This is a genomic window from Rhizocola hellebori (genome assembly GCF_016862955.1).
Taxonomy (GTDB): Bacteria; Actinomycetota; Actinomycetes; order Mycobacteriales; family Micromonosporaceae; genus Rhizocola; species Rhizocola hellebori.
Genome location: NZ_BONY01000021.1, coordinates 79,337 through 105,599, shown reverse-complemented (window position 1 = coordinate 105,599; position 26,263 = coordinate 79,337). Strand labels below are relative to the sequence as shown.

Sequence of the window (26,263 nt, the reverse complement as noted above, 5' to 3'; positions counted from 1 at the left end):
CCGCTGCTCCAAACCGTGCAGCGGTAGCTCTAATGGCAAAGCACAGGCTTATTAACCTGACCCGCCTGCTTAAACGTCGCTGGTGTGCGAAATGGGTGGCAAACCGAGGCCCGGGGGACGGACATGATCCCGGGCCTCACCATCTTTCTCACGGTAGTTTGCTCTGGTGAGAACCTACCCACCCAAACCCAAGCCGGGTGACCGGGTCGCGGTGCTGTCGCCCTCGGCCGGAGTGCCTCAGGTGTTCCCCGAGCTACACGAGCAGGGGCTACGCCGCCTGCGCGACGAGCTGGACCTGATCCCGGTGGAATACCCGACCACCCGCGTGCTGGGCGCCCCTGCCGCCGACCGCGCCCGCGACCTGCACGCCGCCTTCGCCGACCCCGACATCAAAGCGGTGCTCGCGGCCATTGGCGGGGAGGACCAGATCACGGTGCTGCCGCACCTCGACGGCGAGCTGCTGCGGGCCAACCCGAAGCCCTTCTTCGGCTACTCCGACAACACCAACCTGCTGCATTTCCTTTGGCGTCAAGGCATTGTGGGCTATCACGGTGGCTCGACCATGGTGCACCTGGGCCGTGGCGGCAGGACACACCAGGACACCATGGCGTCGCTGCGCGCGGCCCTGTTCCACCCGGGCTGGTTCGACCTCACCGCGCCGCTGGCCTTCTCCGACGAAGCCCTGAACTGGAACGACCCGGCGTCGCTGACCACCGAGCCGGTGGCGCGGCGGGCTGCGGGTGGCTGGACCTGGTACCGGCCGGAGAAGGTTATAGAGGCGCCGACCTGGGGCGGCAACCTGGAGATCGTGGGCTGGCTGCTCATGGCCGACCGCGCGGTGCCCACGCCCGACGAGATCGATGGGCACGTGCTGATCCTGGAGACCAGCGAGGAGATGCCAAGCGCGCAGGAGGTATTCCGCACGTTACGCAACATGGGTGAGCGGGGTCTGCTCGGCCGGTTCTCGGCGCTGCTGATGGGACGCGCCAAGGCCTGGGAAATCCGCCGCGAGACCACGCTGCCCGAGCGGGAGGCCTACGCGGCCGATCAGCGAGCCGCAGTGACGCGGGCCATGGCGACCTACAATCCCAATGCCACCATCGTCTTCGATGTCGACTTTGGACACACCGACCCGCAGCTGATCGTGCCCTACGGCGGGCTGGTTCGCATCGACGGCCCTGGACGCACGATTTCCGTCCACTACTAGGAATTCCCCACCTGGCCGCCGTGGCCGCAGCCCGGTTCGCGGGCTCTACATAGGCTCTACGCCTGCTCTACGGCCACGGCGGCAAGCCCTCCCCCAACCCGGACAGATCCCCGTCAATTACCCCCGCATCCGAGTTCATAGTTAGGCTACTTTCCAGAAACTTGGAGACGGGTCTTCCATCCGGCCGGATCGCTTCAGTAGCGTCAGCCACTCGATGCGTCGATCGGTTGCCGGCCGGTGCCGGGACGGGGAAACCGTTGGCGCGCATGAACCGCCACGGAGGGGATCAATGCCCGAACAAAGTCTTGTGTCCGAGCAGATGAGCGTCGATCTCGCCATCGACGAAGCCGAGGGGACCTGGGAGGACATGGTCCGGGAACTCCTCGAGGGACCGATGGACCCGTCCCGCGTCCTGACCGACTGCCTAGGCGGCGGTGGTTGCGGTTGCGCCTGCATGTGCAAACCGGCCTGCATGAGCAACTGCAGCTGCACCAACTGCTGCTGACGGCCGCGTAGGTCGCAGCCCGGATGGTCGCTCCTGGGCACGCATGGCGCGACCATCCGGATTGGACACCCGGAGGGCTGACATGACAACACTTTTGGACCCATTGGTTTCCGCCTATGGCCTGATCGGCTCGGTGAGCGGAGGCGCCTATCATCGCGGGCTGCCCGGCCTGTGGTCCTTCCAATCGGATCTGGGCAGCGGCGTCCCCGGTACCGGGGTGACCGAACACAACCGGCTCAAGGCCGGCGGGCGGTCGACCGAGGATGAGGCCACGGCACGCATGCTTGCCATAGCCGAAGGCGCAGAACGTTATAGCGGCGCTCAATTCACCTCTGACGGCGTGGTGACCGGCACCGCTGCCGAGCTCTCCGGGCGGGTGCTCAACTTCCGCCACATATCGTGCTGTTCCGAGCAGGAGTACGCCAATCCCGGCTGCCCGTTGGTGCCCTTCGCCGAGGAGGCGCCCATCCGCTGGGTCAAAGGTGTCGACCTGCGCGACGGCGTGGACACCTGGGTGCCGCTGGTGATGGCAGGTTACCGGCTGCCCCACCGGGTCAAGGCCGAACATTTCATCATCGGCATCTCAACCGGCTACGCGGTCCACGTCGACCCGGCCGAGGCGCTCTTCGGCGGGCTCTGCGAGGTGGTGGAGCGGGACATGATCGCGCTGGTCTGGCTGCAGAAATTGCCGCTGCCCCATGTGCCAATGGCGGCCTTGGGGGCACGCGAGCACGAGCTCATCGAGTGGAGCCGACGGCATTTCGTGGAGACGGTCGTTCTCGACGCCACCAGCGACATCGGCATTCCCACCGCGTACTGCGTGCAGATCGCGCCGCACGACGAAAAGGCTTACACCATAGTCGGTTGCGGCACCGGACTGACCATCGCGGCAGCGGCCTACAAGGCGCTGCTCGAGTCGATCGGCATTCGCGGCCACCTCCACGAAGACTGGACCGAGCCGGACTCCTTCGCCGACTTTCATGACATCGCCGACGGCGCCCGGTTCATGGGAAAACCAAAGAACAAAGCACACTTCGATTTTCTTCTGGGTACCACACCCGCCCGGCCCTCCTATGTAGACCGCGGAACATACGCCGCAGATCCCGCCTCCGGCCTGGCGCGGGCGGTCCAGCGCTTCACCGAGCTGGACATGCCGGTGATCGCGGTCGACCGGACCACCACTGAGCTGGCGGACGTCGGCCTGTGCGCGGTCACCGTGATCATCCCGGATCTGCAGCCGATGTCGCTGACACCGCTGGCCCAATACCGTGCCCATCCCCGGCTCTACTCAGCGCCGGGCGCGATGGGCTACCGCACCCTGACCCACGAGGAGCTGAACCAGTGGCCCCAACCATTCGCCTAAGCTCGATCGGGGTGCTGTCGGCTGGGCCGTTCGGGCACCGCGTCGCGTCCCTGCTCTCGCCACGCCCGGCCGTTGCCCCGGAGTTCCCCGACGCCGCCTTCGATGACGTGGCTGTGGTGGTGGCCGCGCTCTGGCGGCCCTCACCCGCGCTGACCCAGCGCATCGACGATCTCGCCTGGGCTCTGGGCAAGCCCTGGCTGCTCATCGAGTTCGACCATCCGGTGGTTCGGGTGGGCCCCTTCCTCGCGCCGCCCGAAGGCCCCTGCATTTCCTGCTATCGAGCGCGGCAGAGTCAATTCGACGAGAACCACGAGACCACGTCGGCGATCTGCGCGGCGTTCGACGCCGACCCGGCCCGCGGCTCAGCGGCTTTCCTTCCGCACCACGCACGGATCGCTGCCGGGCTGGCCGAGCTGGCCCTGAGCGGTCAGGTCGCCGGGCAGGTGCTGACGGCAGATCTGCTCGCTGGCTCGATCCGCACCGACCAGGTGCTCGCCTGCCACGGCTGCCCTCGATGCGGCCAAAGCGATGAGCTGACCCGGGTTTCAGCGGGCCTGCACACCCTGTTCCGGTCCTTCGCCGCGAAGGCTGACGCCGATGTCCACTGAAACCCTGCCTCAGTCGCCGCGCCCGCGGATCCGCCGCGGTGTGGCCGTTTTCGCGGTCGATGGCGGGGTCATGTTCGCCGCCGGCCGGTTACAGAAGAAAATCGCCGGGGCGGACGCGCAACGGCTGCTCCTCCCGGTGGCCACCGCCATGACCGGCGAGCACACCATCGCCGAACTCGCCGAGGCGCTCAGCCTGCCCCGCGACGTGGTCGCCCGGGTCATCACCATCCTGCACCGCCAGGGCCTGGTCGAGCCCGAACCTGCCACCTCTGCCAGCCCGCTCAGCTCGGCCAGCTCGATCGGCGAACCGGTTCTCGACTATTTCGCCATGACCGCCGGAGGGTCGGGCCGCTTCGCCACTACGAGTCAGATCCTGGCTGCCCTGAACGATTCCACCGTCCTCACCGTGGCCCCACCGCCGCTGGCGGCAGCCATCAACGCCGACCTCCTCGCCACCGGAGTCGGTGCACTCGCCGCGCCACCGTCGCAGGCGCTTGCCGCGCCAGCGCGGTCGTTGCCGGAGGAGTTGGTGCGGGCGGGGCAGGGGTTGGTGTTGTTGGCGCATTGGCCCGGCCGGGATATGGGGGTCGGCGAGTGGGTGCAGGCGTGCCTGGACGCGGGAGTGGCGGTGCTGCGTTTCGCTGTGGACGGGACCGCTATCGAGGTCGGCCCGCTGCTGGCACCGCACGGCCCGGTCTGCTGGTCGTGCTTCGACGCCAGCCATCAAGCCCACTTCCCCTGTCCGCCAGCGGTTTCCGATGATCCTGCGGGATGGCAGGTGGCCGCGGGCATGGTGGTGGCACAGGCCCTCGCCTATCTGGCCGACCTCAGCATCGCTGCGGGCGAGCAGGCTTTGGTTCGCACCGCCTGGCCCGAGCTGACGTCGCAGCGGTTCCTGGTCGCGCCGCAGCCCGGTTGCGGCGCCTGCTCGACCCCGATCGGTAGGCCTGCCCAGTGGGCTGAAGCGTACGAGGATCTCGTGGCGGCACCGTCTCGGACAAGCTCGGCGGCTGAGCGTCCGGTCAGCACCGGGCGCAACGAGAGCTACCTGGCGCTGCAACGGGTACGGGCCCGGTACGACACCTCACCCCGGGTCCCCTGCCCAGACCCTGGCCCGACACCGGGAGTCCTGACCGGCGACTGGGTCAGACCCACCCGATCGGCCGCCGTGGATGAGGCCGTGCTCGCGGATCTACTCCTTCGGGTGGCGGGTGAACGGCCACCCGAAGGCAACGGCGAGCGTCTCAGATGGACAGCGTCAGGCGGAAACCTCGGCTCGGTCGAGCTTTTCCTGCTCTGCCGGGAGCCCCTCTTCGGCGCGGCGCCCGGGACGGTGTTCAAGTACGACGATCTGAGCCACCAGCTGGTGACCACGATGGCACCGGCCACCGACCACCCGATCGAGCCCGCCGCGGCGCTGCTGATCCTGGTCGGCGCGGTAGGCCGCCAGCGCCCCAAATACGGCGACTTCTCGCTGCGCCTGGCCCATCTCGACGCCGGGTGCGCCCTGGTTCAGCTGCACGCCGCGGCGACCGGCCACGGGCTGCGGGTCACCGTGCGCGACCGGTGGGCGTCAAGCCTGCGTGAGTCCCTTGAGCTCGACGAACACGAGCAGATCACCGCTGTGGCCCAGATCTGGCCCGGGGAAGGATGACATGCCACTGATCGCCGAATCCCAGCTCTGGCCGGAAACGCTTGCGGCGCTGGAGGAACCACCGCACGGCACACCGTTGCACGAGGTGTTCGACGCGCGCAGATCGGTACGCACCTTCAGTCGTGACCCGGTTCCGCGGACCGTCATCGGTTCCCTCCTGCACGGCGCGGCGTGCGCTGACGCCGCGTTGTGGCCGCACGGCACCTCGGCCCCCACACCCGAGGCATGGGTGGCCACCAACCTGTCCGATCCAGCCATCGCGACGCTGGGCCGGTTCGACGACGGCCGCCCGGCCGACGCGCAACCGCTCGGTGAGCTGGCCGCGTTACTGGCCGGCCGCTACGCGGCCGCTCCGGTCCTGCTGCTCGTGTGTGCCGACGTCAGCGCCGCCGTCGTGGCGCAGGGCGGCGCGGGTTACCGGCAGGCGCTCCTGCGCGCGTCCGGGTTTGGTTATGCCGCATGGCTTTGCGCCATCGCCAACGGGCTGTCCGGCTGCCCGTTCGGCCGGGCTTCGGCCGAGGTGACCTCGCTGGTGCGCAAGCGCACCGGCAGCGCCCTGCGGCACCTGTTCACCTTGGCGCTCGGGCGGCCGGAAGGAGACCGGCGATGAGCCTCGGCACGCTGGGCCGCCGTGTCATCGGCCGGTTTGCCCGTTACCGCGGGCGTTTGCTGCTCTCGCTGCTGGCCGTGGTGGTCTCGACCGGCATGGGTGTGCTCACCCCGCTGCTGTTGCGGGCCATCGTCGATGACGCGATTCCCCATCAGGACAGGCGTCTGCTGACCTTGCTGTGCCTGGCGATGCTGGTGATGGGGGTGGCCCAGAGCCTGCTCTTCGTGGCCCAGGGAAGGCTGGCCAACTCCATCGGGCTCAGCGTGGTGCACGACCTGCGCATGGACGTCTATCAACGGGTGCAGAGCATGCCAATAACGTTCCACGCGGGCAAGTCCGGGTCCGAGGTGCAGACCCGGCTCGCCAGCGATATCGGCGGTATATCCGACGTCGTCACGTTCACCGCGCAGAGCGCGCTGGGCTCGGTCACCATAGTGGTCACCATCGGCGTCGCGATGTTCCTGCTGAGCTGGCCGATCGCGGTGGCCGCGATCGGGCTCACCCTAGCCATGGCGCTGGTCAACCGGGCCTATGCCGAGAAACAGCGGATGCTGGCGGTGCAGACCCAGGAGCGCACCTCGGACATGATGCGCCTGGCCGGTGAGCATCTCTCGCTGCCGGGCGTGCTGCTGGGCCGCACGCTGCGCCGGTGGGACCTGCAGCTGGCCCAATTCCGTTGCGTGTCAAGGGCGATCGCCGATCTCACCACCCGTCAGCGCAGCGCCGGGACGACCGCGGGCGCCATCATCGGGGTCTCCTTCGCCGCCATTCCGCCGCTGGTCTACTGGATGGCCGGAGGCGGGTTCACCAGCCTCACCATCGGCACCGCGCTCGTGCTTGTGGTGCTGCAGCTGCAATTGTCGGGGCCGTTGCAGGAGCTGCTCAGCCTGAGCGCCCAGCTGCGCATGTCGCTGGCCCGCTTCGATCGCGTCTTCGAATACCTCGACCTCGGGCCGATCAGCCCGCTGCCCGCACCGCTCGCCTCGGCGGCCTCGCGGGCCTGGCAGGTGCGCCTGCGCGGGGTCGGCTACGAATACCCCGACTCGAGCCGCATCGTGCTGGAGGGCATCGATCTGGACTTTCCCGCTGGTTCCAGCACGATGATTGTGGGGTCGACCGGCTCCGGCAAGAGCACGCTTGGGTACCTCATAGCGGGCTTGCTGGAACCTAGCCAGGGCACCATTGTGGTGCCCGAGGCGGCCTCGTCGCTCCGGTCCGAGCTGGTCATGCTGGTGCCGCAGGAGTCGAGCATGTTCAATGCCACGATCCGCGAGAACCTGCTCTTCGCCCGGCCCGACGCCAGCGAGGCACAACTGCGTGAGGTGCTTTCCCGCCTCGGGCTCGACGACCTCATCACCGCTCTGCCCGACGGTCTGGACACGGCGGTCGGCGAGCGCGGATACCAGCTGTCGGGCGGCGAGCGGCAACGGCTGGCGCTGGCACGTGCGATCCTTTCCCCGTCCGGAGTCATCGTGCTTGACGAGGTCACCAGCTCCCTGGACTGGGCCACCGCGCGCACTGTCCAGGCGGCCATCGACGAGTTTCGCGGCGAGCGCACTCTGATAGTCATCAGCCACCGCCTCTCCGGTCTGCGCGACGACGATCGGGTGGTCGTGCTCGCCGAGGGCCGGGTGGTGGAGACCGGAACCCATGGCGTGCTGCGCAACGCATCGGGCAGCTACGCCGATCTGCTGCAAGTGCGAGAGCAGCAGCTGACCGAAGCGAGCTGGTCGGGATGAGCGAGGCGATCCGGCTGTCCGCCGCGGTGATGACCCATCCCTCGCGATTGCCTGCTGCGCAAGCGCTGTGCGACTTGCATCCTGAGCTCGGGCTGCGCATCGTGGTGGACCCGCTGCCCACCGGCCCTCCGTCGGCGGCGCGGGCGGCCGTCCGGGCCTGGGCGGCGGTCGATCCGGACGCCACCCATCACCTCGTGCTTCAGGATGATGTCCTTTTAGGAGAGTCGTTCGCCGAGCGTCTTTTGGCCGCGATCGCGCAACGGCCGGGCGATGCCATCTGCCTGTTCACCGAGTGGGCCTGCACCACCTCTTATGCGGTCCGCTTGGCGGCCTGGCTCGGGCATCGCTGGGTCGAGGTGTGCGACCCCTACCTGCCGACGGTGGCCTCGGTTCTTCCCGCCCACGTGGCCCGCGTGGCCGGAAACCTTCACCCGGTGATACCGCAAGACGATGTGCTGCTGTCAGAACTGTTGCAGCGTTTGGATATTCGAGCTTTTGCCGTGGTACCCAATATGGCTCAACACGACACCAAACCAAGCCTCACCGGAAACCACTCGATGGGCCTGCGACTGGCCGCATGCTTTTCCGGTGACACCGGCGCCTTCGACACGCCAGCCATCGACCTATTCCCCTGCTTCTCCCGTTCCTATCCACGCCCGTTCTACCTGCACCGCTCCCCTTCCGGCTGGGCCCCGCGCCACCCGATGGAGGTCCTCGCCGAGCGGGCCGTCGATACGGCCTCGCTGCGGCGGCTGGCGGCGCAACGCGCTGCCGCGCTGTGCGCCACCAGATCCGAGCTTCGCCCGGATGTGGCCGCCGGCCTATGGCTGACCGCCTGGGCGCTGGGCGCGGAGGTGGTCAGCTTGCTCGGCGATGACCCGGTAGGCGTATGCGAGGCGCTGGATCGCGACACCGGCTGGCTCGGCGTGACCACTCTTGCTCGCGGCGTCTTCGATCGCTACCTGCCCGCGTGGCAGCTGGAAGCGGCAGGCCCTTTCCTGGACGAATACACGGCTGAAGCTTTCACCGAAGGCGTGCTCAAGGAGAATCTGTGAGAATCAGTTTTGTGTCTCGCGGGCACGGCTTCGGCCATGCCGCCCGCGATCTGCGCATCATCAACGCCATCCGCCGATTGCGGCCGGATGCCCAGATCAGCCTGGCTTCCGCCGGAAGCGGAATGGCCTATTACCGCTCGCGCGGAGTCGACGCCGAGGATCTCGGGTTCGACGATGCCGTCGACAGCGATTACGACGCCGGCTGGCGGGTTTGGCGTTTCCTGTACCAAAGCATGCCTGCGGATCTGGTGGTGAGCGACGAGTTCCTTACCGTGCCTTCGTTCTGCCGCCGGGTGCTGGCCATCCCCAACGTGCTGTTGACCGACTGGTTCTTCGCCGAGCTGGGTCAACCCGAGCTGGATGTGATCATGGATGACGCCGTGGAGATAGTCGTGCCCGACTTCCCGCAGGCGCACCCGGTGCCGCTGGGCACCACCGCCCCGGTCTGGTACTGCGGCCCGATCGTCGACAACTTCGCCGCCCAGCGAGACGCGGCCAGAGCCGAGCTGGGCCTGTCCGACGATGCCCTCGTGTTGCTCGTGGCCGCGGGCGGGCGGCCCGATCGCAAGGCGGCACTGGAGATTCAGCTTCAGGCGCTGCGCGCCTTCACCGCCTACGCGGGCGACAGCGACCAGCTCCTCCTGCTCGCCGACCCGCCCCCGCTGCGCAAGCCCGCGCCGACCACCCCGAACATCAGGTGGGTCGGGCGCACCGATCGTCCCGACCTCTACTACCGCGCCGCCGACGTGGTGCTGGCGGACGCGCTCGGGTTCACCGGTTGCGAGCTGGTCTCCAACGGTGTTCCGGTGATCGCGGCGGTGAATCCGGATCCCGGCCGCACCATCCGCGCCGGCTTCCACGAACGCCTGGAACTGTTGGAGAGCACCGGTTTGCTGATGCGCTGCACCCCTTCCGACGACCCATCGACGCTATGGGCGATGGCGCAAAAGCTGCGCGGCGCCGCCGACGCCACCCATCCCTTGCGGGCGGCCTGGGGCGACGCGGACGAGGTGGCGGCCCGCATCCTCAGCCACGCCGGCGGGGTGAGGCCATGACCGCGGTCGAGTGGCTCCAGCGCTGGGAGAACGATCTGGTCCGCGCCGACCATGCCGACCTTTCTCTTCTGCTGCAGCTGGCGTTCCCGTGGACGAGCGCCTACTTCACCGGCGACCGCAGCTGGGCCTGTACCCGGCCCGAGTTCCGGGTGATCGCCCGGGTCGCGGGTCAGGCCGTTGGGCACGCGGGCATCCTGCGCCGCTTCGTCCGGGTCGACGGCGTGGACCAGCTCGTCGGCGAGGTGGGCCTGCTCGCGATCCACCCGGATTGGGCGCAGAGCGATCTGGCCCGTCAGCTGGCGGTGCGGGTGAGCGGCGCGCTGATCGAGCTGAGGGTCCCGTTCGGCTACTTCACCTGCAACGCCGACACCGCGGCCGCCTATAACGGTGTGGGCTGGACGGCCTTGCCGCCCGAGACGACGATCAGGACGCCGACCGTGCACAGCCCCTTCCAGGCGCTGATGATCGGCTCAGTATCCATGGTGCTTGCGGCGACCGCCGACATCTCGCGCTGGCCTGCCGGGAAGGTCATCGACCGCCACGGCTTCGAAACGTAATAACGTTGTAGGGCGTTGACCGATCTCGATCAGCGTCCTAGCGTCAACCCATGACGCTGCTCTCCCAGCTCGCTGCCGCCGTGGCCGAGGGCCAGATCGAGGTGGTCGACCTGACCGCACCGCTGTCCTCGCACACCCCCATCCTTGCCCTGCCCGACAACTTCGGCCAGACCTGGCCCTTTGCGCTCACCGAGATCAGCCGCTACGACGAGCGCGGGCCCGCCTGGTACTGGAACAACATCACCACCGGCGAGCACACCGGAACCCATTTCGATGCGCCGATCCACTGGGTCACCGGCCAGGATGCCGACGACGTGTCCCAGGTGCCCTCGCAGCGGCTGGTCGCCCCCGCGGCGGTGCTTGACTTTTCGGCCCAGGCCGCCGCCGATCCCGACTTCCTGCTCGAGGTGGAGCACATCAAGGCCTGGGAATCCGAGCACGGCGCGCTGCCCGTTGGTGGCTGGCTGCTCTACCGCACCGGCTGGGACACCAGGTCCGCCGATCCGGAGGCCTTCCTCAACGGCGGCAGCTCGCCGGGCATCTCCGTCGACTGTGCTAAATGGATCGCGCAGGAGTCTGTGGTACTGGGAGTCGGCGTGGAGACGGTCGGCACCGATGCGGGCGCGGCCCACTCCTTCGACCCGCCGTTTCCGTGTCACACCTTCCTGTTGGGCGCCAACAAATACGGGCTCACCCAGCTGCAGAACCTGAGCCAGTTGCCACCCACCGGTGCGGTCGTGATTGCCGCGCCGCTGCCGATCGTGGGCGGATCGGGTAGCCCCTGCCGCGTCCTCGCGCTCGTACAACGCTGATGCTCGTCGCGCAGGCGGTCGGCCGGCTGCTGGCCCAGCTCGGAGTCGATCACGTTTTCGGCCTGGTCGGCAGCGGCAACTTCCATGCCACCAACGCCCTCGTCGCGGCCGGGGCTCGTTTCGTCCCGGCCGCCCACGAGGCTGGCGCGGCCACGATGGCCGACGCCTACGCACGGGTGTCCGGCCAGCCCTGCGTGCTCAGCGTGCATCAGGGTCCGGGGGTCACCAACGCCTTCACCGGCATCACCGAGGCGGCCAAGAGCCGCACCCCGCTGCTGGTGCTCACCCCGGAGGCGACCAATCCGCGCTCCAACTTCCACCTCGACCTGCCGGGCCTGGCGTCCGGGATAGGGGCCGATTTCCTGCGCCTGGAGAAGCCGGCCGACGTGTTCACCGCCTGGCAGGCCGTCACCGGCCCACGGCCGAGGACGGTGCTTCTCGGGCTGCCGCTGGAGGTACAGGCCCAGCAGACCGAGCTGCCCGACCTGCCCCCGCCGCCAGGTGCCGATGAGTCCACAGTGGACATCGAGGAGCTGTTGCACGCCTTGCGCGGTGCCAGCAAGCCGGTCTTCATCGCGGGCCGCGGCGCGACCCGCGCCCGCTATCCGCTGACCCAGCTGGCCGACAGATGCGGTGCGCTGCTCGCCACCTCGGCCGCGGCCAAGGGCCTTTTCGAGGGCGACCCGTGGAATCTCGACGTGTCCGGCGGTTTCGCCTCTCCGCTGGCCGCCTCGCTCATCTCCCAGTCCGATCTGGTCGTGGCCTGGGGCAGCACGCTGAACATGTGGACCACCCGGCACGGCCGCCTCATCCCCGCTTCCGCCAACGTCGTACAGGTCGACCTCGATCCCGCCGCGATCGGCGTCAACCACCGGGCCGATCTGGGTGTCATCGCGGATGTGGCCCGGGTCGCCAGCGAGGCGCTGGCCGCGTTCGGCGACTGGAGCAGCGCGGGCTGGCGCGACGATGACCTGCGGGCCACCATCGCCGCCCAGATCCGGTGGTGTGACGTGCCCTACCCGGATGAGAGCACGCTGTCGAGCATCGACCCGCGTACCTTCACCATCGCGCTGGACGCCCTGCTTCCGCGCGAGCGGATCGTGGCCATCGATTCTGGAAACTTCATGGGTTATCCATCCATGTTTTTGTCGGTACCGGATAACGCCGGCTTCTGTTTCACCCAGGCATTTCAGTCGGTCGGATTGGGCCTGGCCAGCGCGATCGGTGCGGCGCTGGCACGACCCGACCGGCTGCCGGTGGCCGCCCTTGGCGACGGCGGTTTCCTGATGTCGCTCGCCGAGCTGACCACGGTGATCCGGCTGCGCCTGCCGATGGTCATCGTCGTCTATAACGATGCCGCCTTCGGCGCAGAGGTCCACCACTTCGGTCCCGACGGCCATCCGCTCGACACGGTGACCTTCCCCGATTCCGACCTGGCCGCCATCGCCCGCGGCTTCGGCTGCACCGCGATCACCGTGCGCACACTGTCCGATCTGGACGGTGCTCACGCCTGGCTCGCCGGCCCCCGCGACACTCCCCTGCTCATCGACGCCAAGGTGCGCACCGCACACGGCTCCTGGTGGCTGGAGGAGGCGTTCCGCGGACATTGACGCATAGCAATTCATGTGTCTAGTATCGATCGCTATGCATATACTAAATCGTCTCCGGCTTCGTATGGCAGGATTCGGCGCGGTCACCGCCGCCGTCGTCGTCATGACCACCGGCACCGCAGCGATGGCCGCTCCCGAAGGTCAGGTCCTGGGCACCGGCAACCCCAATGCGATCAGCGACAGCTACATCGTCGTCTTCAAGGACGCCTCCACCCGCGGCGTAACCACGCTGACGGGGCAGCTGGCCGCGAAGCACTCGGTCAAGGTCGAGCACACGTATCAGCATGCGCTGCAAGGCTTCGCGGGCACGATGAGCCTGGCCTCGGCGAAGCGGCTCGCCGCGGAGCCGGACGTGGCCTATGTCGAGCAGAACGGCACCGTCCAGGCGCTCGACACGCAACCCAATCCACCGTCATGGGGGCTGGACCGCATCGACCAGCGCAACCTACCGCTGGACAACAGCTACACCTACGCCACCACGGCATCGAACGTTCGCGCCTACATCATCGACACGGGCATCCGCATCACGCACACCACCTTTGGCGGGCGTGCCGTGTGGGGCACCAACACCACCGGCGACGGCAATGACAGCGACTGCCACGGCCACGGCACCCACGTCGCCGGCACCGTCGGCGGGGCTCAATACGGTGTGGCCAAAGGTATCGCGCTGACCGCGGTCAAGGTGCTCGACTGCACCGGATCCGGCAGCTTCGCCGGTGTGGCGGCCGGCGTGGACTGGGTCACCGGCAATCACGCCGCAGGCGCGCCTGCCGTGGCCAACATGAGCCTCGGTGGTCCCGGCTCCAACGCCACCGTCGAAACCGCTGTGCGCAACTCAATCGCCGACGGCGTCGTCTACGCGATCGCCTCGGGCAACAGCAACAGCGACGCCTGCAACTTCACCCCGGCCCGGGTGGCGGAAGCGATCACCGTCAACGCGAGCACCCGTACCGACGCCCGTGCGTCCTTCTCCAACTTCGGCACCTGCACCGACATCTACGCCCCCGGAGCCGAAATCGTCTCGTCCTACAACACGAGCGACACCGCCACCGCCATCCTGAGCGGCACCTCCATGGCCACCCCGCACGTCGCCGGGGGCGCCGCGCTCATCCTTGCCGGCAACCCGGGTCTCACCCCGGCGCAGGTGGCGGCGAACATGTTCGCCAGCGCGACCCTCAACGTGATCACCGATCCGGGCGCGGGCTCACCGAACCGATTGCTGTTCACCGGTACCGGAACCCCGCCACCGGTCACCGTCGCGCTGGGCCGCTACTACGGCACCAACGGCGACCACATCAGCTCCACCACCAACCCCGGCGGCGTCTACCACCTGGAGGGCATCCTCGGCCAGGTCCACACCAGCGCCGTGGCCGGGACGCACGCGCTGTTCCAATGCCGCATCGGTGGCGACCACTTCACGTCGGTGACCGCCAACTGTGAGGGCCAGGTCGTCATCGGTTTGATCGGCTACGCCTATAACGCTCCACCGAGCGCCCCCAACCGGCCCGTGCGCCGATGCGTGGTGCGCGGCAACGGCGAGCACTTCGACTCTCTCGACAGCAACTGTGAGGGCCAGATCGTCGAAGGCATTCTTGGGTACCTGCTGATCTAACCCAGTTTCGCGACCGGCACGTCTCGGCCAGCGGCATCCTTGGCCGTGAGGCGGAACGTGCCGGTCGTATCGACCTGAAACGTCACATGGATGGCCGGAACCCCGCGCGGGGCCCTCTCCAGCAGGCGCACCTCATAGTTGCCGAGCCGCTGTTCCGGCACGACCAATCGGCCGTCTTCGCCCTGGAACACCCGGACCTGGATCACCTCTTGGAAGTCGTCCGCCGTCGTGAACACCTCGGTCCGCTGGCACGGCACGGGCGCACCGCGATAGATGAGCGGCGTGAAGACTCCGCCCTTGGTCTCCAGCCCCACCGCGAGCCCGAGCGCGCCGGCCCGCACCAGCACACTGGCCCCGGCTCGCTCCGCTGCCGGTTCGCCTGCGGTAAAACGTTCCACGAGCTGTGGGCCGGGCATGCTTCCGTCTCTGACGTCCTCGAACTCCACCCCGGGCACGAAACTTTCCCCGCGCAGCAGCAGCGCCGCAATCGGTTTGCCCTGCGCTCGCGCTCGATCCACCTCCCGGCCGACCCACCCGGAAACCTGCGCTTCCGGGGTCATCACCACGATCACCGCCGTACAGGAGTCGACCTGGGCCCGGGTGTAGGTCTCCCACCAGTTTTCCGACATCGGCTGGGTGTCGTAGCGCGCGGCCACTCCCGCCGCCGCCAGGTGAGCGGCCAACCGCGCCGCGTAGCCCGCGTCATGCTCGTGCGAGAAGCTGATGAAGACCTGCCCACTCATGACCCGCACCGTAGCGACGTTATAAAACGTCCATATGCGAGCCGTCATGGCCGCCCGACGCCCAATGGAAAAGTGTCATTGCCACGCTGGTCGCCAGGTTATAGCTGGAAACCCTGGCCCGCATCGGAATGGCGACCAGGCGATCAGCCCGCTGCCGCAGCTCGGGCGAGATACCTTGACGTTCCGAGCCGAACGCCAGCAACCCATTGCCCGGAAACGTGAGGGACCGGATATCGTCCCCGTCGGGATCCAGCGCGAACAGCGGTCCCTCGGGAAGGTCTGTCACCGACGTGGCCACGACCGCGGTCGCGAAGTGCAGCCCGGCACTCCCCCGGATGACCTGCGGATGCCAGGGATCGATGGTGCCGGTGGTCATCACCCCGGTGGCCGCGAACCCCGCGGCCAGGCGCACCACCGCGCCCACGTTGCCGAGATTTCGCGGGTTCTCCAGCACGATCGTCGGGGTCAGCCTCGGCTGGTGATAGAGCGCCTCGCGCAGCTGCGCCCGCGCCGGACGGCGTGCCAGCGACGCGACCCGCGTGACATGCGGCCTGGGCACCAGCTGAACGAACTCCCGCGCGGGCAGCTCGACGAGATCACGGTCGAGACTGCCGGCGATGTCCGGAGCCAGCTTTGCCGCGAGCGCCAAGACACCGCGCTTGTCATCGGTGATCATCAGACGCAGGTCGGCCTCGAAGCGCAGCGCGTGCTTGAGCGGATGGAACCCGTCGAGGAAGGCCTGCTCCCCGCTGCCGGAGAGCTCCTCCCAGTCGCCGATCACATCGCCCATGACCAGAGCTTTCCACACGCCGCGATGTCCTCAAGCCGACACGGTACGGTGCCTTTGTGGACGCCAAGGCCAAACGACGCCAGGCCACCGACAAGGTCTCCGCCTATCACGAGCAATGCCTTTCCGGCCTGGTAAGCCGCGTTGCTGATGCCATCGACCGGTTTCGAGCTGGTGAGGTTGACGCCTTTGCCGTAGACGAAACCATTCACCAGTACCACAAGGCAGCGCGCCAGCTTTGGACGTTCTGCTGGGCAGGCGGATCAGGAGCGCACATCGAGGCGGTCGCCGGCACCATCGACCGCCTCGCCGGCAGCGATCCCGCCGCTGAATGGTGGGACCGCGCCCGGCCCCGCCGCCCTCTCTAACCTGCTACCCCCCGCTCGTCCCTCGCGACAACGGCCAAGGCGGGTCTGCAAACCCGGCATCGCATCCGTCGCACAACGTCAGCTCAAGTGTTCGCCAGTCGCGCAGCCTCGCCTGAGCACCACACCACTCACATACGCTCTCCGACTCACCCTTGACCTCGTCGACAATCCTTTGCAGGCAACAGTATTCGTCCTCCTGCCAGGTCGCCCGGCCGTCGACCCAAGGCGACGGAAACGCTTGATACTCCAGGACAGCCCACTTCTGCTTGATCGCCAGCAGTTCATAATCGGGAAAGGCCGCCACCAGCCGGTCGTGACACTGCTCGACCAGCGCCCGCCATCCCTCGCCCACCCACGCGACCTCGAACCCCACCCGCCGCCCATGCCGCCGCAGCCGAGTGATCAGCTCCGGACTATTGGCCGCATCGAGGCTCCACATACCCTTGAGCCTGCCACGCCCCCGTTGCCCGACTCTCCAAGGCCTGCCACGCTACGCCTGAGCCTCCCCGACGTCGTCGATACACCGTCACCGTCGCCGCCCGGCTCGTGCTGGACATGATCGCCGTGGAACTGGTCCCCTGGTGGGCAGCCCACTGGATTGCCGACGGCCACGACGGTCCAGCCCTGCGCGAACTGGCGGGGCTAGGCCCCCGCGCCATTCACGATCTTCCGCCACCCGCTCTCGCTGAAACCGGCACCACACTGCCAAACTCAGCCGTCGCCGCAGCAACTGAGGCATTCCACCACCTCACTTCCATGTGGCGTAATGGGCCGAAGAAACCCTCACCCGAACCGAGTACAGCGCCGCCGTCATCGCTCTTCCACTCGGCACGCTCTACGGCGTTGAGCACGCCTGGCACGGCGGCTGGGGCCCATCGGTCGCCGAACTGCAAACCGTAGTCACGAGCCGCCTGCGCCCAGCAGCTCGGCAGCACTTAAGCCTGCGCTGCTCCCTAGCCCGTGCCGCCGCCGGGGACACCGTTCGTTCACGCTCGACGGCTGTCTCTCCTGCCAGTTGCCCCGAGAAGGCGGCCGGCAATGCGATGCCCGATTTATACGCGTAACGCACTATTCCGTGAAACGTTTGTCACATTTGCCAGGTCATGGGGATACCGATTGGAGATCCACCGGGCGGCCATGCTAGGGTTTCTCCCGTTGCCATGAGCGCCGCTAGCTCAACTGGCAGAGCAGCGGACTCTTAATCCGCGGGTTCGGGGTTCGAGTCCCTGGCGGCGCACTCAGAAGTTCCCGAACTGCCTCTGAAGAGGCAGTTCGATGGCGTCCTCGTTGTTGAGCAGCGCTACAAGCTAGCAATCTGATCCACCCGCACCCGGAGCATCGCGCCGCGGCCAATGTGCTTGTCGATGGCGCGCTTGAGGAAATCCAGCCACGCTGTGAAGTCGTATTCACTTGGCACGGTTGCAATTCGGCCCTTGACGATGCGCCGCAGACCCCTGGCCTGTCGCTCATTTGCAGGCGTAGACCTCGGCTGGACTAAAATGGAAGAATCCGAGCCGCATTCACGCTGGCCAGAGGTCATCCGAGCAGTGGATCTACGCCGATATCAACATAGTTACCTATGGGACATTAGCGCCGAGGTGCTTCGGCAGCTGATGGTCAGCATCGCGCATCTTGCGGCTGTTGGCGACATGGACACGTCGCGCGGGCGGTCTTCACGTCTGTAGACAAACCGGACCGAGCAATATTCCGAAAGAGCCAGAGTCGAGACGGCTGAGAACCTGATCCAGGAGAACCTGTAGATCTGTAGTTTCGCACCGGCTCGCGCGCACCGATACCAACACCATCTGTCGCAACGAAGCGGCCTGTTGAGCATCGCGCAAATAGGCGGAGACGCAAGGAAGAGGTTGCGGCCGTGATCGCGTTCCTGGCGAGCGACGAGGCGTCCCATATGAGCGGCCGGCGGAACCAGATGATCAGCAGTCCCTGACATCAGGCGCGGGAACGGGCAGGTCCCAGTACAGCGCCGGGAACCATTTCTTGTCGACCGTGCGATACCACACGGTCGAGCTGCTGCCGGTGCTCGGATCGGTGCGCCGTTCGCCGTGCCGCTCCTGACAGATCACACCGACGACCGTGTTCTCGTCGAACCCCGGCCCCAGCAGCTAGGCGGAACTGGGGTAGGCAAAGGTCCGCACACCCATGTGCTTATACTTCGTCGTCGAGTACATGTTGGTGATCCGCGTCCAGCGCACCTCGCCCGTCGATTCAATCTGCGCTCCGGAGCCGCCGAGCGACGTCGATTGCCGATTCGATGATCGCGGTGGTGTCAAGGAATGCGGCAGCATCCCACGCGTCCTCGGATAGGCGGGTAAGCAGAACCGCCAACTGGGCGGCTTGATCTCGGTCGGTGAAGCTGGTGACGGTGCCGCTGTGGTCCTCCCACCCGCCGGCCCAGGTCGCGATGACGGTACTTGGTGCTTGAGTCCAAGACGTTGTAGCTGGTCACGGAATCCTCCGAGGGCGCGGACGAGCGCAATCGCTGCTCACGCAGGGGGCAGCGGCGCATGTAAGGAAGAAGTCCGGTAACCCTGCAGCACAACCCCAACGTCGATCCGTCGGGGCCAGGCCACCGCATGCGGGTGGATTGCGGCTTCCACGCGAGCGGTCAGTCGGCCAGCGGGTGGGGTCTGGCCTGCAGCTCCGCTAAGGTGTTGGCCAGTGGATTTTGGGGCAGAAGCCGCGATCATTCGAAGATACTGATAGGCCATCTGAGGCATCGACTCCATTTGCCAGGGCACCGTAACCTTTGTGCCGTGGAGTTCGTACTCGGCGTGGTCTCAAGTCTCGCCGCCACCGGTCTGGTGGCCTTCCTCTCCCGGGCTCCGCTGATGGGGCGGCGCATTCCATTCCGTACAGTCATCAAAGATGTCCGCCGATTGGCTTCACTCATCAACGCTGACTCGAGCGTGCGACCAGACGCGATCGTGGCTGTAAACCGCAGTGGAGCCATCGTTGCCGCAATGATCTGTGGCCTGCTAACAAATGTGCGGTTGAACGCTCCTTGCGTAGCGTCCCTGGTTTTAGAACGTCGTTCAGGTACACGAGTAACCACCATTGGACCGCACTTGCCTGACCTCACCGCCGCGTCATCGATCCTTGTCGTGTCCTGTGTGAACGACACTGGGGCTGGGCTAGGTGCCGTGATGGACTGGATATCCGGCCAGGAAGGCGGCAAACAAATCTTGAGCGCAGCGGTGTACTCGAGCCCCAAAGCGATTATTCAGCCCGACTTTGTTGGTAGGGAAATAATGGGCAGAGGCCTCAAAGGGGTTGACCGGCTTCTAACCGCGATGCCGTGGATGGTTAGCGGATGGCGCCACGATCTGCCGAACGAGCGCGGGAAGCGCGGAAAATGAGGCCAATCCCCAGCGGCGGGTAGCAGGGGCCGGGCAGCCGCTTGCTAACCCCAGCTGCGCTCGGACATCAGCACAGTTCCGGATGAGTCCGGGCTGGACGTCCCGCGATGGTCTCTCACGTGTCCAGGAAGTCCCATTCGCTTCCTAAAACCCAGCGCAGCGCCGAGAGTTTGCCGTGGACGTAGCCCCAGTTCCAGTCGTCCCAGGGCCCAACAGTTTCGGTGCCGTATCGCTCTTCGATCGCCCGCATGGCGGCGAGGGCTCTGGCTTCGATCTCCGTTGTCGCGGGCTCACCGTCGCCGGCCGCTGCCTTCTCGACTCGGATCAAGCTGCGCACATACCAGATCTTCTCGAAGAACTCCTGCTCAGCCGCCAGAATTCCGTCAGCGTCCGGGGATCTTCGTGCACCAGCCGTATTTCCTCGACTTCCTCGTCAAAGGCTGCACCAAGGGCCTTCGAAAGGAACTGGTGTAGCCCGTCAACCCGTACACGAACTCGGAATTCGCGGCTGCGAACACCGGCGCGAGATCCGGGTGCGGCTCTTGGCGCTCGCTGTTGGGAAGCGAAAAATCCTGATAGTTCGAGGTTACAAACGCGAACTGCTCCGACCCTGCCGCCGCGTCGACTGCGGAGCGGTACAGCTCGATGAGCAGCCTATCGGCGACACTGTTTTCGCGAGGTGAAACGGGGCAAGTTTCTGCAGCGCCCTGTCTATCACGCGGGCCTGTCCTGCACGGTTGGTTCCAGCCGCGTCGCCTTCTCAAGCAACTCGTCGACCTCTTTGAAATTCCGCAGCGTCATCGCGCTCAGCAGCAGCAGCTGGTGCGACATTTCCTCAAGCCACGCATGCCGAGCATCACCGCCAAACTCCATGCAGATCATTTCTCAGAAGCCGGACCTGCTCCTTGACCCCGATACTGGCCTCCACCTCCACGCGTGGACGGTTACGCCGGAACTCCTCGACAACCAGAGACGGAACCAGAAGCTTCAATTTTCTTTTGAAACGCCAAAACCCGCAGCGGCACTATCATCTGAGGCTTACCCCGGGAGGCGGACACCGGGTTTCATGCGGCCAGGGCCAGCATAGCGGTTGATGGTTGGGTTCGGTTCTCGTAGGCTGCTGGGCATTGGTAGCCCAGTGTGGAGTGGCGTCTTTTGTTGTTGTAGAAGGAGATCCAGCCGAACACGTCGAGCCGGGCGCGTTGCGGGGTGGCCCAGCGGGCGCCGTGCGGCAGTTCCCGTTTCAGCCCGCGAACCAGGACTCGGCCACGGCATTGTCCGTGCTCGACCCGATAGCTCCCATCGAGCGGCGGATTCCGTATGCGGCGCAAGCTTTCGCGAAACGCTGCGACGTATACTGACCCGTGGTCGGTGTGAAAGATGACGCCGTCGACCTGGCCGCCCGGTGCGGCGACGGCGTGGCGTAGGGCGTCGATGACCAGGTCGGCGCGCATGTGTTCGGCCATCGCGTATCCGATCAGCCTGCGGGAGTACAGGTCGATCACGGTGGCAAGGAACATCCATGACCGGCCCACCCGCAGGTAGGCGATTTCGCCGCACCACTTCACGTTTGGTTGCTCGGCCGTGAAGTCACCAGCCAGCAGGTCAGCGGCCGACATCGCGGTCTTACCGCGGATCGTGGTCCGGTACCGGCGGCGCAGGTGCAACCCGACGATCTCGTGACGGCGCATCAACCGAGCAACCCGCTTACGGTTGACGCCCCGGCCCTGGTCACGCAGCTCGGCGTTGTGCAGCTGCCGATCTCGTTGCCTCTGCTGTCGGTCGAGCAGGCCGAGGCGTACATCGCGCTGCTGCTATGTCGCAACGCCGGGACACTTACGGGTCCGGAGCTAGCCGACGTCATCGCCGCTTGTAACCAGCGGCGGCGAGCCGGAACGGCCCATATGTGATCTCTTCAGGATCCGATCGGCCAGGCCCTTCGGTACAGCATCTGGTTCTGGCGGCCAGCATCGCCAGGGGTATGTCCGCTGGTGTCTGGCGAAGCCCGTAGGCGATCAAACGGTTCCTCAATGCGTTGGCCGTTCACGATCACCTTGCGCAGGCCGCGGGCGCCGGCCTTGCCACCGAGGTGCTGCTCAAGCTTTACCTGCTGGAGTTGCGGTATCTGCAGGAGTTCCAGCTGCTGACGCGGCTGTCCACCGGGGAGCGGGCAACGCTTGTGACCGCGTGGGAGGAATGGGGACGGGGCGAGGCCCAGACACCACCGGAGGGTGTCGGCGAGGCGACTCGCCTGTGGGCGGGCACGGAGCCGTTTTTGCATGGACGAGGCCCGGAGATCGAGCGCTATCTGAGCATCGCGGCGACCTTGCACAGCGACGTGCGGTTCGGCGGCGCGATCAACGCGAATCAACTGGCTCTAATCGAGAAGCTGACGCCCGCGGCAAGCCTCCGAGAACCCAGGCAATCTCTACAGTGACGGGCATTGGCTTACCCGCAAAGGCTGGCGACGCGGGCACGCACCCCAAGTAATCACCGCATGCGACCTCAAACCGTGGTTCGCTACCAGAGTCCAACCCTGTCTGTGGAGCACCCTCGAGCCCGGAGCCAGCATGCCCCCGCAGCCGCGATGGCTAGCGCCTGTTTCAGTCGACGGTCAGGACCCAACCATTTCGCCAGCGCAGCCGATCAACGAACTCTTCGGTCTACCCGATACCTGAAGCCTCGCACACCACCACGAGGGTTGCTAGGAAAGGCTCGACTATGAACTCCTCCCAGGCCAAGCTGCTGACCTGGCGACATGGGACGATTGCGGAACGTTCACCGGACGACGTGGACCGGGTCGCTACCGCTGCGGGTATGAATAGACATCTTGGTTGGCATACTTGATCGAGCTACCGTCACGACGTGGAGCGCCAGCGAACGAGGCTAGCTGGCGAACGGAGCGGAACCGCACGGCATTTCGGATCGGCCCTGCATGGGCAAGGTCATCAATTCGGAGCCATTTCACCTAACGCTGTGACGATGCACCGCGTCTGCGATAAGGGAGGCAGTTGCAGCGTCGCCGGTTTCGGCGTAAAGCATCACTGAAAAGAGATACTTGCCCGTGGGCCACAACGTCATGATGAACCCGTTCTCAACGTAGGTGGTGAAGATAATGCCGTTCCTTGTCGTGGTGCTTAACACCGTGCCGGCGCCAGTGACATACTGGTCCCGCCGTTTGATGGCCATTGACGCATCGGTGTAGTCGCTGATGCCTACGATCAGCGGAGCGACGTTTCCCGCCCGGGTATCACGAAAAGCTCTGCCGTACTGACAGGTGATTTTTCCTGCTCGATTGAGTTGTTCATTCTCACCATCGGTGGATACCCTTGGCTCACCTTCGATGCTCCCAAGCACTGGTGTGATCTCGGCTAGTGTCAGCACTGCGTCGCAATTGGCCGGTAACCCGAGGCGTAACGAGGAAGGAACAGTGGTCGGTGGAGTGGCCGAGGTCGTATTCGACGGAGATGTTGCCGGTGTAGTTGTCGGCGCCCAGTGAGCGGAGTTGCCGATAAGGTTGATGGCACCAGCGGCGATCCCGATCAGGCCAATCATCGTGGCCCTATGCCACCGGCCCATCGCCCGTCTGGCGACGCTCTCTACCGGTGCGTATTGGTCGGCAACGACCAGCTGATCCAGCAGTTTGAAAAGCACCTCGGCCGACGCGCGGGCGGCGAACCGCATATGTCGATCGTCCTTGTCGGGGCTGGCATGGTCCATCACGCCTTTGACCACCAGCCAGTGCGCAACTTGCAGCTCACGCGCGACCGTGGCAATCGCCGCGGCTTCCATGTCCACCGCCGCGATCTTCCGCACCCCCATGCCCGCCAGCTGCTCCCAGATCCCGCCGTCTTTCATCACCGTGTTGCCCGATGCCATCGGCGCGACCAGCACCCGAAACGGCAACTGCTGCGGCCCGTCAACATCGCCGTAGATCCGCCGCCGCACAAGCCCCGCACCGGCATCCGTGATCACCACCGCCCCGCGGTCGTCACGGGCGATAAGGCCCTTGGCTTCGAACCGGTCCAACCGTGGCTCCCACTCGCCGTCCGGGAAGTACCTATTACGCGCCGGATGCTCACGGGGATTCACATTCTGGTGCAAGCGCTCCAATAGCCATAGCATCGCGTCGTCTTCGGTGGCCAGCCCAAAGCTGGGTAACCCGGCAGGGTTGAAATCCTGAGCTGCCCGAAGCCAACGCGGGTCCAACAGAACCTGTCGATGATCACCTTCGAATCTGGACGGAGAATGCCTACCTTCGTCCCACTGGTAGACCATTGCGGCGACTACCACATCACCCAGCGCGGCATACGCCGGGTTGCCAGCGCACACCCCACACATCGCGAGATACTTCGGCCGGAGGTGGTTCACCAGACTGGTCGCGATCGGAGCCGCCTGCCTGCCACCCATCTCCGTCGGCCTGGCGACCGCCACCGTCCACACCCGACCATCGCCGACTCGATACTCGCCCCTCCAGAACGGGGCCGAACTTCCCGCGTCGCATTCCTCCCAATGCCCCACCCCAGGCCCACCAGGCGACCGAACTCGCCCAGCCGCCTTCGCCGCTTCCAACTCCTCAGGCAACGCCGTAATGATCAATATGTCTACGTGGTCCATCCCATCACCCCCAAGACGTATCCAACCAACTCGCGCGAGGATACAAGCACTCGGGCTCACGCGCGAAACCGGCCAACAGCAACAAGATCCTCGGCGGCCTAGCGGGTAACCAACGTCGGGACGTAGGAATTTCGGCTCAGCCAAGGACGTGTCCACCAAGGGTCGCGAGCCTCAGGGAGATGGCATGTATGCGAATTCCATAATGCAGATACTGCCGTCCTATTTTGCCCTACTTGTTCGCCCACTGACGGCCGGAATCTTGCATCGACGGATCGCTAATCGCGATCTCGACTATCGATGCCAGTGACTCTCCTGCCGAAGTTTCAAACCCCAATCACGAACGGGACAGCGGGCCGACCCGAGTAAGCTACGCCGCGTCTTTCTCGATCGTCTCCCGCATCGGTCTTTATCTCGCCGCTGGGTGCGTACGCAAACCACCTCCGGCCGCCAGATGCCCTGATGTACAGCTGCGACTAGGCCTCATCCACTTCCGCTTCGGGAACCACCTGGCGAAGATCAGCTCAATTGGAGCCACACCAACCACAACTCGGAAGAGCGTATGAAATCGACTCAGATCGATACCGAATTGTTGATCCATCCGCGTGGGACTCGCCGGCGGAAACCGAGCATCGGGCCGTCTGAGCCGTGGCAATGAGCAAGGTCGGATTGCATCCGATCCTTCCACAGCCGCACAACTGATAACCGGCCGGAATCCTCCCAAGATGAAAGTGCGGAGACGTCGTGTGTGAGACCTGAAACATACCGCTCGCGGCGAACCCGGCCGGTCAAGCCGACCGACGCAGCCGTACGCCACCTGGCCGTGGCCAGATCGGTGCATGACAGTCGGCCCCTTGTCGCCACGACGGCGAACGCAGGTTGTCAATCGCGGTTATGGGCGATAGGGAAGACTGCCGCCTCTGTCGCGCTTGATGATCGGCCGCGGCTCAAATCAGCGTTCGCCAGGATTTGCTGGGCAAGCAATAGCACAACAGAAGCCTCGGCTATGACGATCACCGCTGTCACGGTCCCGAAGTTGGGCGACAGGCCGCGAATGACGAGCGCACCTGCTCCGGGTAGGCAGAAGGTCATCAGGTCTATGCACAACTGCGCCACCTTGCGGCTGCGTCGTCGACGATCGGAACGATGTGCTAACTCCCACCCGTACACCGGTGGCTGGGCGTCAAGCAACGCGGCTAGCCGCGGCTCCAGATCAGTGCGGATATACCTCCCAATCGCGGAGATCTTTTCATCGTTGGCCAGGTAGGTCCAGCCGAGCACGACACAGCCAAGTGGCAGCAACAGAAGCAGATCGGCATTGCTTGTCTGGTACATGGCCAGGATGACACCGGCGATCGAGACAAGAGTCGCGTACATCAAATTGTCACGAATCGAGATGCGCTGAGCTTGCTCCTCCTTGAGCCGCTCATATTCCTGTGCCCACAGCATGCCGAGGCTTACGCCTTCCCACTTCATTCGGTCAAACCCTGATCGAAACGCGGCCAATGCAAATCCCCTCCGACAAAACGGGTGGGACCTCAGTGTCTCGTAACGCTCAGCAACTGTATAGTGACATATTCGCCGGACCGCGAGATCAACGAGGATCGCGGATGCGACTGGAAGCACCAAACTCCCCGGGTTACCTATTATCGATCTCCACAATCCGCACCCGGTGCGTACGTCAAGGATAAGGATCAGTCCCTTGAGTTAGGCGCGGTTCGTCCTTTGGCGTCTTGCTTGGGAAATCAGTCAACACCGAAGTGGAGCTAGCTTGAACGGGCCGGCGCGAACGCACTCGGCCAGAATCTGGCCAGAGATGACGCTAGCCTTCAGAAGATCTTCGTCCAAGGCCATAGTCCATGCCAGAGCCTGGGACTAGCGAGTAGTCCGGGCCTTCGGCGAGATCGCTTTGTACCGGTTACGGTTCCCTCCTAGACACGAACTAAAATGCACCGAGAACAACATGGCGATGCGCGGCGACAGATAG

The 26,263-nt window shown here is 65.7% G+C and carries 27 protein-coding genes and 1 tRNA gene; 18 read left to right on the top strand and 10 right to left on the bottom strand.

Annotated features, from left to right (window positions below; all coding sequences use genetic code 11):
* Positions 1-166: 166 nt before the first annotated feature.
* From Rhe02_RS19010 to Rhe02_RS18950, 13 genes are all read left to right on the top strand, one after another.
* Positions 167-1,207: a S66 family peptidase gene (locus Rhe02_RS19010; RefSeq protein ID WP_239123909.1), complete on the top strand. Its 1,041-nt coding sequence runs from the start codon at positions 167-169 to the stop codon at positions 1,205-1,207.
* A gap of 289 nt (positions 1,208-1,496) precedes the next feature.
* Complete coding sequence (locus Rhe02_RS19005) at positions 1,497-1,712, top strand: hypothetical protein (RefSeq protein ID WP_203909600.1); 216 nt, start codon at positions 1,497-1,499, stop codon at positions 1,710-1,712.
* Between the two features lie 82 nt (positions 1,713-1,794).
* Entirely contained in the window at positions 1,795-3,075 is a 1,281-nt protein-coding gene (locus Rhe02_RS19000; RefSeq protein WP_203909599.1) for a YcaO-like family protein, read from the top strand.
* The gene (locus tag Rhe02_RS18995) at positions 3,054-3,683 is read left to right on the top strand and encodes a TOMM precursor leader peptide-binding protein (RefSeq protein ID WP_203909598.1); all 630 of its coding nucleotides are present in this window, start codon (positions 3,054-3,056) and stop codon (positions 3,681-3,683) included. The genes Rhe02_RS19000 and Rhe02_RS18995 overlap by 22 nt, the downstream gene beginning before the upstream one ends.
* Complete coding sequence (locus Rhe02_RS18990) at positions 3,673-5,337, top strand: hypothetical protein (protein ID WP_203909597.1); 1,665 nt, start codon at positions 3,673-3,675, stop codon at positions 5,335-5,337. The genes Rhe02_RS18995 and Rhe02_RS18990 overlap by 11 nt, the downstream gene beginning before the upstream one ends.
* Before the next feature lies 1 nt (position 5,338).
* Entirely contained in the window at positions 5,339-5,947 is a 609-nt protein-coding gene (locus Rhe02_RS18985; protein ID WP_203909596.1) for a nitroreductase family protein, read from the top strand.
* Positions 5,944-7,686, top strand: coding sequence for an ABC transporter ATP-binding protein (locus tag Rhe02_RS18980; RefSeq protein WP_203909595.1), 1,743 nt, complete (start codon positions 5,944-5,946; stop codon positions 7,684-7,686). Before Rhe02_RS18985 ends, Rhe02_RS18980 begins: the two co-directional genes overlap by 4 nt.
* Positions 7,683-8,741, top strand: coding sequence for a hypothetical protein (locus Rhe02_RS18975; RefSeq protein ID WP_203909594.1), 1,059 nt, complete (start codon positions 7,683-7,685; stop codon positions 8,739-8,741). Before Rhe02_RS18980 ends, Rhe02_RS18975 begins: the two co-directional genes overlap by 4 nt.
* Positions 8,738-9,796 (top strand): glycosyltransferase family protein, encoded by a 1,059-nt coding sequence (locus Rhe02_RS18970; protein WP_203909593.1) that lies wholly within the window; start codon positions 8,738-8,740, stop codon positions 9,794-9,796. Before Rhe02_RS18975 ends, Rhe02_RS18970 begins: the two co-directional genes overlap by 4 nt.
* Positions 9,793-10,353 (top strand): GNAT family protein, encoded by a 561-nt coding sequence (locus Rhe02_RS18965; RefSeq protein ID WP_203909592.1) that lies wholly within the window; start codon positions 9,793-9,795, stop codon positions 10,351-10,353. The genes Rhe02_RS18970 and Rhe02_RS18965 overlap by 4 nt, the downstream gene beginning before the upstream one ends.
* Positions 10,354-10,403: 50 nt before the next feature.
* Positions 10,404-11,165, top strand: coding sequence for a cyclase family protein (locus Rhe02_RS18960; protein ID WP_203909591.1), 762 nt, complete (start codon positions 10,404-10,406; stop codon positions 11,163-11,165).
* Positions 11,165-12,775, top strand: coding sequence for a thiamine pyrophosphate-binding protein (locus Rhe02_RS18955; RefSeq protein ID WP_203909590.1), 1,611 nt, complete (start codon positions 11,165-11,167; stop codon positions 12,773-12,775). Before Rhe02_RS18960 ends, Rhe02_RS18955 begins: the two co-directional genes overlap by 1 nt.
* 34 nt (positions 12,776-12,809) lie before the next feature.
* Complete coding sequence (locus Rhe02_RS18950) at positions 12,810-14,387, top strand: S8 family peptidase (RefSeq protein WP_239123908.1); 1,578 nt, start codon at positions 12,810-12,812, stop codon at positions 14,385-14,387.
* Here Rhe02_RS18950 and Rhe02_RS18945 read toward each other — a convergent pair.
* Positions 14,384-15,130: an Hsp70 family protein gene (locus tag Rhe02_RS18945; protein WP_203909589.1), complete on the bottom strand. Its 747-nt coding sequence runs from the start codon at positions 15,128-15,130 to the stop codon at positions 14,384-14,386. The two genes, Rhe02_RS18950 and Rhe02_RS18945, sit on opposite strands and share 4 nt — an antisense overlap.
* A gap of 19 nt (positions 15,131-15,149) precedes the next feature.
* Positions 15,150-15,938: a TrmH family RNA methyltransferase gene (locus Rhe02_RS18940; protein ID WP_239123907.1), complete on the bottom strand. Its 789-nt coding sequence runs from the start codon at positions 15,936-15,938 to the stop codon at positions 15,150-15,152.
* Between the two features lie 38 nt (positions 15,939-15,976).
* Here Rhe02_RS18940 and Rhe02_RS18935 point away from each other — a divergent pair, with 38 nt between their 5' ends.
* Positions 15,977-16,285, top strand: coding sequence for a hypothetical protein (locus Rhe02_RS18935; protein ID WP_203909588.1), 309 nt, complete (start codon positions 15,977-15,979; stop codon positions 16,283-16,285).
* Between the two features lie 4 nt (positions 16,286-16,289).
* On the opposite strand, the gene Rhe02_RS18930 is transcribed toward Rhe02_RS18935, so the two are convergent.
* Positions 16,290-16,724 (bottom strand): hypothetical protein, encoded by a 435-nt coding sequence (locus Rhe02_RS18930; protein WP_203909587.1) that lies wholly within the window; start codon positions 16,722-16,724, stop codon positions 16,290-16,292.
* Positions 16,725-17,449: 725 nt separating this feature from the next.
* Between Rhe02_RS18930 and Rhe02_RS18925 the strand changes: the two genes are divergently transcribed.
* A tRNA-Lys gene (locus Rhe02_RS18925) sits at positions 17,450-17,522 on the top strand.
* A gap of 63 nt (positions 17,523-17,585) precedes the next feature.
* On the opposite strand, the gene Rhe02_RS18920 is transcribed toward Rhe02_RS18925, so the two are convergent.
* A complete protein-coding gene (locus tag Rhe02_RS18920) occupies positions 17,586-17,825 on the bottom strand; it encodes a hypothetical protein (RefSeq protein WP_203909586.1) in 240 nt (79 codons plus the stop codon).
* A gap of 394 nt (positions 17,826-18,219) precedes the next feature.
* Entirely contained in the window at positions 18,220-18,369 is a 150-nt protein-coding gene (locus Rhe02_RS18915; protein ID WP_203909585.1) for a hypothetical protein, read from the bottom strand.
* 690 nt (positions 18,370-19,059) lie between these two features.
* Here Rhe02_RS18915 and Rhe02_RS18910 point away from each other — a divergent pair.
* Positions 19,060-19,662 (top strand): phosphoribosyltransferase, encoded by a 603-nt coding sequence (locus Rhe02_RS18910; RefSeq protein ID WP_203909584.1) that lies wholly within the window; start codon positions 19,060-19,062, stop codon positions 19,660-19,662.
* 115 nt (positions 19,663-19,777) lie between these two features.
* Here Rhe02_RS18910 and Rhe02_RS18905 read toward each other — a convergent pair whose 3' ends face one another.
* From Rhe02_RS18905 to Rhe02_RS18895, 3 genes are all read right to left on the bottom strand, one after another.
* Positions 19,778-19,999: a hypothetical protein gene (locus Rhe02_RS18905; RefSeq protein WP_203909583.1), complete on the bottom strand. Its 222-nt coding sequence runs from the start codon at positions 19,997-19,999 to the stop codon at positions 19,778-19,780.
* Between the two features lie 377 nt (positions 20,000-20,376).
* A complete protein-coding gene (locus Rhe02_RS18900) occupies positions 20,377-20,535 on the bottom strand; it encodes a hypothetical protein (RefSeq protein WP_203909582.1) in 159 nt (52 codons plus the stop codon).
* Positions 20,536-20,726: 191 nt separating this feature from the next.
* A complete protein-coding gene (locus tag Rhe02_RS18895) occupies positions 20,727-21,353 on the bottom strand; it encodes a DDE-type integrase/transposase/recombinase (protein ID WP_239123906.1) in 627 nt (208 codons plus the stop codon).
* Here Rhe02_RS18895 and Rhe02_RS18890 point away from each other — a divergent pair.
* Positions 21,342-21,572, top strand: a complete 231-nt coding sequence (locus Rhe02_RS18890) for a hypothetical protein (RefSeq protein ID WP_203909581.1) — start codon at positions 21,342-21,344, stop codon at positions 21,570-21,572. The two genes, Rhe02_RS18895 and Rhe02_RS18890, sit on opposite strands and share 12 nt — an antisense overlap.
* A gap of 125 nt (positions 21,573-21,697) precedes the next feature.
* Positions 21,698-22,099, top strand: a complete 402-nt coding sequence (locus tag Rhe02_RS18885; RefSeq protein WP_203909580.1) for a hypothetical protein — start codon at positions 21,698-21,700, stop codon at positions 22,097-22,099.
* Between the two features lie 527 nt (positions 22,100-22,626).
* Here the strand turns inward: Rhe02_RS18885 and Rhe02_RS18880 are convergent.
* Positions 22,627-24,279, bottom strand: coding sequence for a 5'-methylthioadenosine/S-adenosylhomocysteine nucleosidase family protein (locus tag Rhe02_RS18880; RefSeq protein WP_203909579.1), 1,653 nt, complete (start codon positions 24,277-24,279; stop codon positions 22,627-22,629).
* An 879-nt stretch (positions 24,280-25,158) separates the two neighbouring features.
* Positions 25,159-25,752, bottom strand: coding sequence for a hypothetical protein (locus Rhe02_RS18875; RefSeq protein ID WP_203909578.1), 594 nt, complete (start codon positions 25,750-25,752; stop codon positions 25,159-25,161).
* Positions 25,753-26,263 lie beyond the last annotated feature (511 nt).